8 protein-coding genes and 2 pseudogenes are annotated in these 10593 nt (G+C 38.1%); 7 read left to right on the top strand and 3 right to left on the bottom strand.

The window, feature by feature from the left end; translation table 11 throughout:
* The 7 genes and pseudogenes from BM378_RS20785 to BM378_RS10675 form a co-directional block, all read left to right on the top strand.
* Window positions 1-1069: pseudogene (locus tag BM378_RS20785) on the top strand (hypothetical protein); the annotation flags it as partial.
* Between the two features lie 8 nt (window positions 1070-1077).
* Entirely contained in the window at window positions 1078-1428 is a 351-nt protein-coding gene (locus tag BM378_RS10705) for a DUF5455 family protein (protein WP_074989166.1), read from the top strand.
* 1 nt (window position 1429) lies between these two features.
* Complete coding sequence (locus tag BM378_RS10700) at window positions 1430-2641, top strand: zonular occludens toxin domain-containing protein (RefSeq protein WP_074989165.1); 1212 nt, start codon at window positions 1430-1432, stop codon at window positions 2639-2641.
* A gap of 342 nt (window positions 2642-2983) precedes the next feature.
* Window positions 2984-3397, top strand: a complete 414-nt coding sequence (locus BM378_RS10690) for a hypothetical protein (protein WP_074989163.1) — start codon at window positions 2984-2986, stop codon at window positions 3395-3397.
* A 14-nt stretch (window positions 3398-3411) separates the two neighbouring features.
* On the top strand, window positions 3412-4482 hold the full coding sequence (locus BM378_RS10685) for a DUF5677 domain-containing protein (protein ID WP_074989162.1): 1071 nt from the start codon (window positions 3412-3414) through the stop codon (window positions 4480-4482).
* Between the two features lie 425 nt (window positions 4483-4907).
* Window positions 4908-5051: pseudogene (locus tag BM378_RS20780) on the top strand (excalibur calcium-binding domain-containing protein); the annotation flags it as partial.
* Between the two features lie 316 nt (window positions 5052-5367).
* Window positions 5368-6942 (top strand): methyl-accepting chemotaxis protein, encoded by a 1575-nt coding sequence (locus BM378_RS10675; RefSeq protein WP_081759770.1) that lies wholly within the window; start codon window positions 5368-5370, stop codon window positions 6940-6942.
* Here BM378_RS10675 and BM378_RS10670 read toward each other — a convergent pair.
* From BM378_RS10670 to BM378_RS10660, 3 genes are all read right to left on the bottom strand, one after another.
* Complete coding sequence (locus tag BM378_RS10670; RefSeq protein WP_065979178.1) at window positions 6935-7981, bottom strand: patatin-like phospholipase family protein; 1047 nt, start codon at window positions 7979-7981, stop codon at window positions 6935-6937. The genes BM378_RS10675 and BM378_RS10670 overlap by 8 nt on opposite strands.
* Before the next feature lie 15 nt (window positions 7982-7996).
* On the bottom strand, window positions 7997-9415 hold the full coding sequence (locus BM378_RS10665) for an alanine/glycine:cation symporter family protein (RefSeq protein WP_074989160.1): 1419 nt from the start codon (window positions 9413-9415) through the stop codon (window positions 7997-7999).
* Window positions 9416-9519: 104 nt separating this feature from the next.
* Window positions 9520-10476 (bottom strand): patatin-like phospholipase family protein, encoded by a 957-nt coding sequence (locus BM378_RS10660; RefSeq protein ID WP_036972658.1) that lies wholly within the window; start codon window positions 10474-10476, stop codon window positions 9520-9522.
* Between the last annotated feature and the right edge of the window lie 117 nt (window positions 10477-10593).

The raw sequence follows: 10593 nt of genomic DNA, 5'->3' as shown, positions 1-10593 counted from the left end.
TTTAGACCCTGATTGTCCGGCACCAACAGATAACGACCCTTTTATGTTTGGTACAGGCCAGCAACAAACTATCTGTTTTAATAACCCAGATGGTTCTCAATGCTCTATTCAAACCGATTCAAATGGTGGTTATTACATGCCAGTTTCTTATGGCTCTCAAGAACCTGTTGCTTGTAATCCGACTGACCCAGACCCAACTGACCCAGACCCAACTGACCCAGACCCAACTGACCCAGACCCAACTGACCCAGACCCAACTGACCCAGACCCAACTGACCCAGACCCGACTGACCCAGACCCGACTGACCCAGACAAAACACCTGACCCTGACCCAAGTCCAGAGCCAGACCCAACTGATAACACAGATGCGCCTGACGTTCTCCCAGCGCTTAATCAGATAAACGATAATTTACATGCAATCAATAACAATATGAATTCTGGCTTTCAGAATAATCATGAACGTTTAGACAGGGTTGCAAAAGAAATTCAAATATCGAATGAACTTGCTAATCAACATGTTTATGAATCTAAAGCTATAAAGGATGCGATTATTGGTGCAAATGAGCAGACCTTAGGCATTTTAAACGATATGAAAAATGGCATTACTTCAATTGGAACTGCTGTAGATAAAACTAACACTTTAATCGGTGAAGGAAATGAAAAGCTATCTGAAATCTCAGATGGAATAAATTCCACTTATGAAGAAGGTACGTGCATTGGCGATTTATGCTCTTTAGATATTTCAGAACAACTTGATGAATTTGATAAGTCTTTTCAAGATTTTGTTAATGATGAAAAAGACCAAAAACCACCTCGTGAATTTGAATCCTACTTCAATCGTTTTGATTCTTATGTCTCTTCTGCATTTAGTGGTTTCACTGGCCAATGCGTTCCCTTTGATATTCAAGTATCAATTCGAAATGTAGAAAGGGTTATCAGTGTTGGTGAACATTGCCCTTATTACGAAGAATATTTTAAACCTGTCATTGAATGGTTTTTATATGTTTTAACTTTTGTTTCTGTTTTGAATATTACATCACAATCATTTAGAGCTTTTTCAACTATTTAGGTGCAACTATGGCTGGTCCTTTAGCAATCCTTGCTATACCTGCAATTTTAACGGGTATAGCAACTGGTTTATCTGAATTAATTAAATTCTTAATTCGTCGTTATACAGCAAGAACGATAATAGCAGGTATATTTTTAGCGGCCTATTCTGCTGCTATGTTGGTTTTTATTAACTCTGCCAACTCCCAGTTTGCGATACTTTTATCATCACTACCCACAAATTCATTTTCACAAGCGGGTTTATCTTTAGTCCCTAATAACGCCATTACATGTGCATCAATAGTCGTCGGTACTAAGGTTGCACAAATGACTCTTTATTTTGCTTTTGGTGTATTACGAACAAAAATGAAGGCTCAATAAAATGGCATCAGGTAAATTTATAGAAGGCGTTAAACGCTCTGGTAAAACGAAATACGCAGTTGATCTAATCAATGATTATCTTAAACGTGGTCGTAAAGTTGCTACGAACCTTGATTTGTTCTTAGATAAAATGCCCGTTCAAAATCCACATGTAATTAGATTACCTGACCACCCTCGCAGTGAAGATTTACATGCGCTTGGTATCGGCTACCCAGAACTGGAGCAAGATGATAGAAATTACGATGAATCTAAAAATGGTTTAGTGGTTATCGATGAATTATTAACACATTTGAACTCACGTTCTTTCAAAGATAAAGACCGCCTAGCCATTGTTTCTTGGTTTGTTCAAATGGGTAAATATGGTTGGGATTTGGTGCTAATCGGCCAAGACTTTGAAGGTGTTGATAAACAACTAAGAGACACAACAATTGACCAACTTGTATCAGTAAAATCGGGGGTTAATTATTTTGGTTTTGGTTTTATTAATTCCGTTGTTCAACGTGTATTTTCAGTTCTTCATATACCGAAATTCTCAGTAGCTCGGTTCTATGATGGTAAATCTAAATCACGCAAAGCTCATGGTTATCAGTTTTATATTAAAGATTGGACTCATGCCTGGTATAACACCGCACAGAAATTTTTGCCCGATGTCATGACCGCTAAAGATGGCCGCTTAATTGATATGCGTGCAATGTATTCAATGGTGCCAACCGAGCAACTTAAAAAATGGTACTTAGTCAAAGACCGTGTAAACGAAGTTATTGAAGAAAACAAAAAGACAAAAGCTAAAGACCCTATATTAAAAACATGGCATAAAGCCGCGTTATTTTGCTTAGTTGGTTATATCACTTATTTGTTTTATCCATTTGGAGATGATTCCTCCGAATCAACTTCAACGGCCAGTAGCAGTACACCAAAAGAACGCACTAATGTGCAACACGAATTACCTGAAATTCTCAATGGTGTTTATATAACGTGTTCCGTTATTTCCACCAAACAAAACTCAACATACTGCTTTGAAAAAGACGGAAATCCATTTTACCCAAGTTCGATAGATGCTGTTGTTAATGTTGTTTCGGCCTGTACTGCAAAGTTAACGTATATGGATAGTGAATATACAATTCACTGCTTACCCTATCGTGTCGATTCATTTTCAGCAGCAAAACCAATTAATTCAACACCTATAGAACAAGACCTTATAGCCGCCAATTAGCCCAAAGTCACGCCAGCGCTTGCCGCGGCTGACTTGGGCTTGGCGGCATGGCGAAGCCATGATTAACATTCCAGAAAACCTACATTTCATCGAAAAACCGTTTCCATTTTATGTACAATTTATTATGGTCGGGTATCAATTCAGTGAGAAAACTAATCGCACTCACTGCCCTAGTCTGTCTTTGAAAAAAGTTGATTGCCTTCTGATAAACCAAGCTGAGTTAAGGACGGCACAGCAGCCGAGGGAAACACCCTCCCCCCATATACTAATAGGGGGGGAGCGAAACCACTTACACCGAAACCGAGTGTGCATTGTGATTTTAACAAAAAGGAGTAAATCACAATGAGCAACTTTAAATTGCAGTTCGTTACGCTATTCGGATATGACTACGCAAAAGGAGCTAAAGAACTCGGAGTAAGTGAACGTCAAGTAAGGAGATATGTAAAAGCCAATAAAGCCAGTAAACCAGTCGAAAAACTTATTTGGATAATGTATCGCGGCTACCTGCCAGACACTGGCCCGTGGGCAGAATGCAGTATTTCATATCATAACAATGTAATGACTACACCTTGGGGCAAAGTTAAACCATCTGATGTACAATTTGTTCATCGCTATAAATGGTCAGCTAAAGAACACGAAAGCATGTATCGTAAGTTGAAAAGTCAAAATGTAACTCAAGATAAGTATCTTTTTGAACTTCAAAATCAACTACTTGAAATAATAGGCGATATCTCAACAAAAACCGCAAGCAAATAACTACAGGGAAATTCATGAAAAACATAAAAAATATTCTAAGTCAGGCACTATATGGTTTACATGAATATGAGTTGGCTAATGGAATGAATGCTTATCAACAATTTACTGAGGAGGATTTTCAAAATTATGTCCAAGATTCATTTCAAGAAATATTGCCTCAACTATCATTTTTCTTTGTAGATGATTCTGCACTAAAATTTAATTCTGAATCTGATGATGAATTTTTCAAATTCCACAATAAAGAATGGGGTTCTATAATTGAAAAGCTTGAACGTTTCATTTCTTTTTCTATTTGGGTCGGTTCAGAAAATAATGAAAAATTTAGGGAAGTAGCATGTGAAAATGACGATGTAATGTTTGATGTTTTAATTAAGCTCCACGCTAGAGCTTCTTTAGTTTCAAATGAAATTTTATGCTTAATTAAAAACGGATATCCAGATGCTGCCCTTTCTAGATGGCGCAGTCTATATGATATATTGGTTATCTTTATAAGTATTTACACATTTGGCCCTGATTGTGCTGAAAGGTTTTATCATCATCATGTTGTAGATAAATTTAACAGTCTAACAAAGTCTAGGGAAGCTAAAGAACAATACCCTGATAAATATGAATACTTAGTTGTCGATGACGAAGAAACTCAATACTTGGAATCACTATATGATTCTTTATTAACTAAATATGGAAAGAAGTATCGATTTGATTACGGTTGGTTAGAAGGTTTTGTAGAACCAAAAAATAAAAATGGTAAAGTTACATTTGCTGATATTGAAAAGGCTTTATCTTTAGATCATTACGCACCCTACTCTAAAATCGCAAGTCAGAATATCCACGCTAGTTCTCAAAGCTTAAATTTCAACCTTTCATCTTCTAGTTCATCTTTTCAACAATTATGTGTTGGAAGAAGTACATTAGGCGCTACAATTCCAATCGAAGGACTTGCTACATCGATGTTTCAAATTACATCAAATTTATTAAATTATATTTCCACAGAAGATAATAAAATTTTTCTAGCCATGTTGTTGTATCACTTTAAGGAAATTAAAAGAAGTTTAAATAGCAGACAAACTGTCAACAATGACAACTAACTTAACGTGTTAATAAAAAAGGGCTTTTCGCCCTTTTCTTCATTGTTACGTACCGTAATTTATGGGATATTTATAATTACTATATTTTAATACACTAGCTTCTGCGAAATTTCAGATTTCTTTCTCAAATCCGAATATCACTTAAAATTATTGTATAACCTCCCTATCATAGTAAGCCATTTTAGTTAGGTGTGCGAAAGCTTTCGCTGACTATAAATACACTCATTTTTATGACAATACTAAAAGGAAGTCACGTGAGAAAATTATTGCTACTAATCATTATTGGATTGTTTGGTTGGGAATATTATGCAAAAAATTATGGCGGCATTTCGCCAATAGACACATTACAGAGCGAAGTCATTGACCCCATTCGGACAAAGTATACTCGTAAACGTAACGGACCCTATTTAACAGATGAGAGCAAATTTGTCTGTGATGGCAGGCAATACTGTAGTGAGATGACCTCGCTTGAAGAAGCACTTTTTTTTATTAAAAACTGCCCTAATACAGACATGGATGGAGACTATGATGGTGATCCATGTGAAAACGACACAAGACTCCGCCCCTAAATATAAAATCTAAGCATGGCGCACATGCTTAGCATTATAAAATAAACTATCCCAATACACTCTAAATTCAAGATAATTTATTTAGAGTGTTCTTTTTTCTTATAGTGAGTTCTCTTTTTTAGTCCCTTAAATAATTAAAAAGTATTTACCTTCAAAATACAAAAACAGAATTTTCCTAGTTATTTTTCACTGACTTAGCGCTAAATTGATCTAAGACAACAGTCATTTTATGGGTACTGGTTAACATCTTTTTTATAAATAATGTTTAAACTTCAACCGATAAATTGATGAATTTTATTGATAGCTAACGACACACTTGGATGATTTCTACGTGATAAAAGCAAAAATAACTAACAACGAAGTGAAATTTTCTGAATCAGATATTCTCCTTTCGACAACCGATCTTAAAAGTCATATCACTTATGCGAATAAAGATTTCTGCAAAATCGCCGGTTATGATTTAGATGAAATGAAAGGCAAGCCACACAATCTTGTTCGCCACCCTGATATGCCAAAACTTGCTTTTGCTGACCTGTGGAAACATTTACAAAATGGCCAATCTTGGATGGGACCGGTTAAAAATCGCTGTAAAAATGGTGATTATTATTGGGTTAATGCGTTTGCGACTCCTATCAGGGATGAAAATAATCGAACAATTGAATATCAGTCAGTACGTACTAAACCAAATGATGATGTTGTAGCACGTGCCAGCAGTGAATATAAAAAAATCAATGATGGACAAAAATCTCGCGCGTTATCAAAAAAGTATGATGTAACTTTATTTATTAGCATCCTTTTAGCCGCGTGTTTTGTTACGGCTTTTGCCTCTGTTTTGAGCAATGGCTTTGAAATATTGAATACGGTATTACTCATCGTTTTAGCGACTATAAATAGTCTGATGTTCTTTTGGCGTAGGCGCTACATACAGCTAATTAGTAAAGCAAAAGACATATACAATAATCCTTTTATGGCTTACTTATACTCAGGAACAAATGATGACATTGGCTATTTGAATTTAGCATTTGAAATGCAACAAGCAAAACTTAAAGCGATTGTCGGGCGTGTTAATGACGTAACAATGGGAGTGAATAATAATGCAATACAGTGCGCTGAAACTGGACACCATGTTACTGAACTATTAAGTAAACAAGCTGACGAAGTGTCACAAATTGTTATTGCGACGGAGCAGATGTCAGCGTCGATAAACGATTTATCATCGAGTACAACAGACACAAGCCAAGCAGCCGAAACGGCGATGAAATCAACAGAGCAAGGGTCACAAGCTGTACAACAAACGATTAATTCAATAAACGAGCTGGACAAAAAACTTCACTCAGCCAGCGAGCAAGTTGTGAATTTAGTGGAGGGTAATAAGCATATTGTCTCCATTTTATCGGAAATAAATGCCATAGCAGAACAAACGAATCTATTAGCATTAAACGCCGCGATTGAATCAGCACGTGCTGGTGAACAAGGCAGAGGTTTTGCTGTCGTTGCGGGTGAAGTACGCGCCCTCGCCTCACGGACTCAGCAATCAACCGAAGAAATTAATACTGTTTTAAATCGTCTCACTGGGGCATCTAAAGAAGCACAAAATGCGATGTCTGATGGCCTCAAGTTGTCTTCAGAAAGCGTGAGTCTTGCCCATAAAAGCGGCGAAAGTTTACAACATATCAACGCACAATCGGTTAAGTTAAGCGAACTTAATAGTATTATTTCACAAGCAATTAGTGACCAATTAGCAGCCAGTCAAGCAATTGCTGCCAATATATCAGCAGCACAAGATTTTGCGCATGAATGCACTTCGCTTGGTCATTCTGCCCAGCAATTGTGCGAAGGATTATTATCGAAAGTAACGGAGCAAACCGCACTCATTAATCAATTTAAGTAATTATGTTTATTTTAAAATCGTTATTATTACATAGCAGATGAAATGCCTCTGCTAATCGTTCGGTTTCGCTAAGAACATGTTGCCAATACTTTATACGTGTGTCGGCATCAAGTACTGTGAAGTCTGTTCTGTCTGGTATTTTATTGTAGGGTAATGACGCTATAAACTTTGCTGAAGGTGTAACCATCACCACATTATCGTAATTACGCGGTGTGATCCCCCTGCTTAGGTTTTTATCAAACCACCCTGCTTTTGGCTTATTATTAAAGTGCGGATAAAGTATTAACCCTTCATTGTGAATTGTTAAATCAAAATGGTAATCAATAATACCGCCATCTCGGTACATACCTTGCGGTGTGCCTGGTATATTTTTAATGCCTTGCATTACTAACGGAATTGAGCCTGATGCAAGTAAAGCATCGGCTAGATTAGCTTCTGTAAGCTCAACTGTTTGAGTATTAAAGGTATTATTGTCACTAAAGGACAGATTACTATTCGCAGGTTGAAACACGAAACGTTCATATTGTTTGCTCAACAACCGTCTATTTACTCTGTTAAATAGGTAACTTTTTGATAATCCCATTAGCTGCATAACTTTGTTTTCTGAAGCCGTAAAACCATTTGATTTAGCAACAATAAAATGCGCCTTAAAAACAGGGTTATTAATAATTTCTTCAATACCGTTTTCAGCAAATACATAGTTCAGAAGCAATCGTGCTTTTTCTGTTATTTCAGTTGGCTTTGCTTTGTTAGAGGAATAGCGTGTTTCGGAGTACGATTTAGCTAAGCGTGATATTGCAGCCACAGGATCATTTTGCGCAAAACAGGCCGCACGAAAAGCGCCAGCACTTGAACCTACTAAATTTAAAGGCTGTGTTCGCTGTTTAAAAAACTCGCCGAATAAGTACTTATCTAGACCGAACAAAGTAAACCATTTAGGCCCACCACTCGCACCTAAAAATGTACTAAAAAGATCTGCAGAGAGTCCCTGCTCTCGTATTGTTTTTGCAGCGGTTGGCCCTGCGTAAATATCAATCATGTACTGCTTTTCTCATCATTTTTGTTTTTGACGCCAAATACCCGGCTCAGTGTGTCCTTGTACTTTAACATGTTCGGCGTTAAATACGGGGTCTTTTCCTTCGGCACGTTGCGTGTTGTAATCTTTGGTCACTGCCAATATAGTGGGTGTTAACCGTATGATAGCGATAACATTTACCACTGTCATCAACCCTAAAGCGATGTCGGCTAAATCCCATACTTGTTTAAGTGTCGCTGAGGCTCCCCAAATCATCATCGATAAGTAAAGCCCGGTATACACTGTTCGCCCAAATTTATTGTCTAGTTTAAATAAATGAAGATTGCTTTCTGCGTAGGCGTAATTTGCAACAACTGAGGTAAATGCAAACAAGCAAATGGCCGCAGCTACAAAATAAATTCCACCAGCAGCCATATGTGCTGTCATCGCAGATTGCGTTAGGCGGATGCCTTCCATTTCGCCAGTTATATCAATATCAGCGAGTAGTATGATCACCGCTGTGCAACTACACAGCACAATTGTGTCGAAAAACACACCAAGCATTTGAATATAACCTTGCGTTACAGGATGGTTAGGTATTGGCGATGCACAACCTGCGGCATGAGGCACACTGCCTGCACCGGCTTCGTTTGAATACAGTCCTCGTTGTATACCATTTTTAATTGCGGCGCCCATGGCCCCAGCGCCCGCTTCTTGTAAGCCAAATGCAGAAAGTAAGATATCCTCAATCATTTCAGGTACCTTGCCTAGATTTAATAGGGTAATAGTCACTGCAGCCAGTACAAATAAAATGCCCATTGCGGGCACCACACGCTCTGCAAATCGGGCGATTGCTTTAAAGCCACCCAAAATAATGCTTCCCGCTAAAAGTGTGATCACAATCCCTGAATACAGTGTGGGGATTTCAAAAGCGTAGTTCAGAGCATCTGTTATGGTATTAGTTTGCATCGCACTAAATGTGAAGCCATAACCAAGGAATAAACAAAAAGCAAAACACACGGCAAGCCACCGACTCGCAAGGCCTTGTTCAATGTAATAAGCAGGCCCGCCTCTAAAGTCGCCATTAGCGTCTCTTACTTTATATACTTGACCTAAAACACTTTCTGCAAAACCTGTTGCCATTCCCAGTATCGCGATAACCCACATCCAAAAGATAGCACCACTACCGCCTAACGATATTGCTACCGCAACACCGGCTAAATTACCTGTCCCTACTCGCGCAGATAACCCGGTGCACAATGCTTGAAACGAACTGATAGAATTTTTATCTGTGCTGCTGCTAGTTTTTAATAAACTGAACATATGGCGAAATTTAAGAAGCTGAATGGCTTTTAGCCGTACTGAAAACCAAATACCAGCAAACAGAAGAATATAGATGAGGAGCTGGCCGTCTCCCCACAATAGATTATTAATAGCACCGACAGCAGAATTGAACATGGTTAGCCTTTTATTGTTATTTTTTAGAATAACAAATCACTAAAAGTGAATAGTTAGCTAACCACTTTAACTTTATTTACAAATATCTCAAGTACGTAATGTGTTTAATTGCAGTGCGTACCCTCTAAAAACTTACGGCCTGCGGCTAATCCTAATTTATGATCAAATCGCAAGTCAGAGTCTGTGCTCCCTAATAATTTACTGCGCAGTTTGTCGCCTGCGAATATTTGCGTAATACGCACATCGCTTGGGGGATTGGCTATAAAATCAAGTTCATCTTGATACGCTTGTTCATGTTGCAATAAATAATCGATTGTTTTTGGGCAATAGCCAGACACACTCACAAGTGACCTCAATTTAGTGACCCATTCAGATTGCACTTGAAAGTCTTTATCAACCGTTCTTATAACCACAATATCGCGAGCGCCTCGATTATAAGCTTCTTTAACAGGCAGTGGTGCAGCTAAGCCGCCGTCTAAAAACACATTATTTGCTAAGTCAGTATTTGCACTTTGAATAATGGCATCATTAGCAGCTTTGGTCGTAAACCAAGGCGTTAAGTTAACCCCATCTCTATATAAGAATGGCAGTGCACTAGACGCTTTTAGTAATGCAAGCCACTGCGTGTCTTCACCTGTCGGTGTTAAGTAATAGGGCTTACGATCAATTGCATGAGTGGCTGTTATTAACAGCTCTCGTTGGCCTAAACTTTGTGTTGCTGTTTTGAAATCAAGGGCGCGGTTTACTTCTTTGGTTTTATCAAAATACCAATCAAGATCAACAATACTTTTGCCAATTAAGCCACGCCCCAGTTGAAAAAAACGTTTATGCCGCGACAGCCCTCTAATAAGGCGTTTTGCGTAACCCTTTTGTCTGGCTAGATAACTGGTTAAGTTTTGTGAACCTGCTGATGTGCCAATAAATAAATCGAATGGATCGTAGTTTTCTTCTAACCATGCATCTAATACACCTGCGGTAAAAATCCCTCGTTGCCCGCCCCCCTCAGCAATTAATGCTGTTTTTGTTTGTGGCTCGACGTTGGCAATTGTTTGAGATTTCACGGTGCACCTTCCTAGGGTTGTAGTTAATATTGACAGTGTATTGGGTTTATTTAAATCCTTAAAATAGAATAATTAAATCAGTTCAATTCAAAAAACCGTTTAATTATGAGAAAACAG

The sequence above is a fragment of the Pseudoalteromonas lipolytica genome (genome assembly GCF_900116435.1).
Taxonomy (GTDB): domain Bacteria; phylum Pseudomonadota; class Gammaproteobacteria; order Enterobacterales; family Alteromonadaceae; genus Pseudoalteromonas; species Pseudoalteromonas lipolytica.
This window is presented reverse-complemented; position numbering and strand designations above follow the sequence as displayed.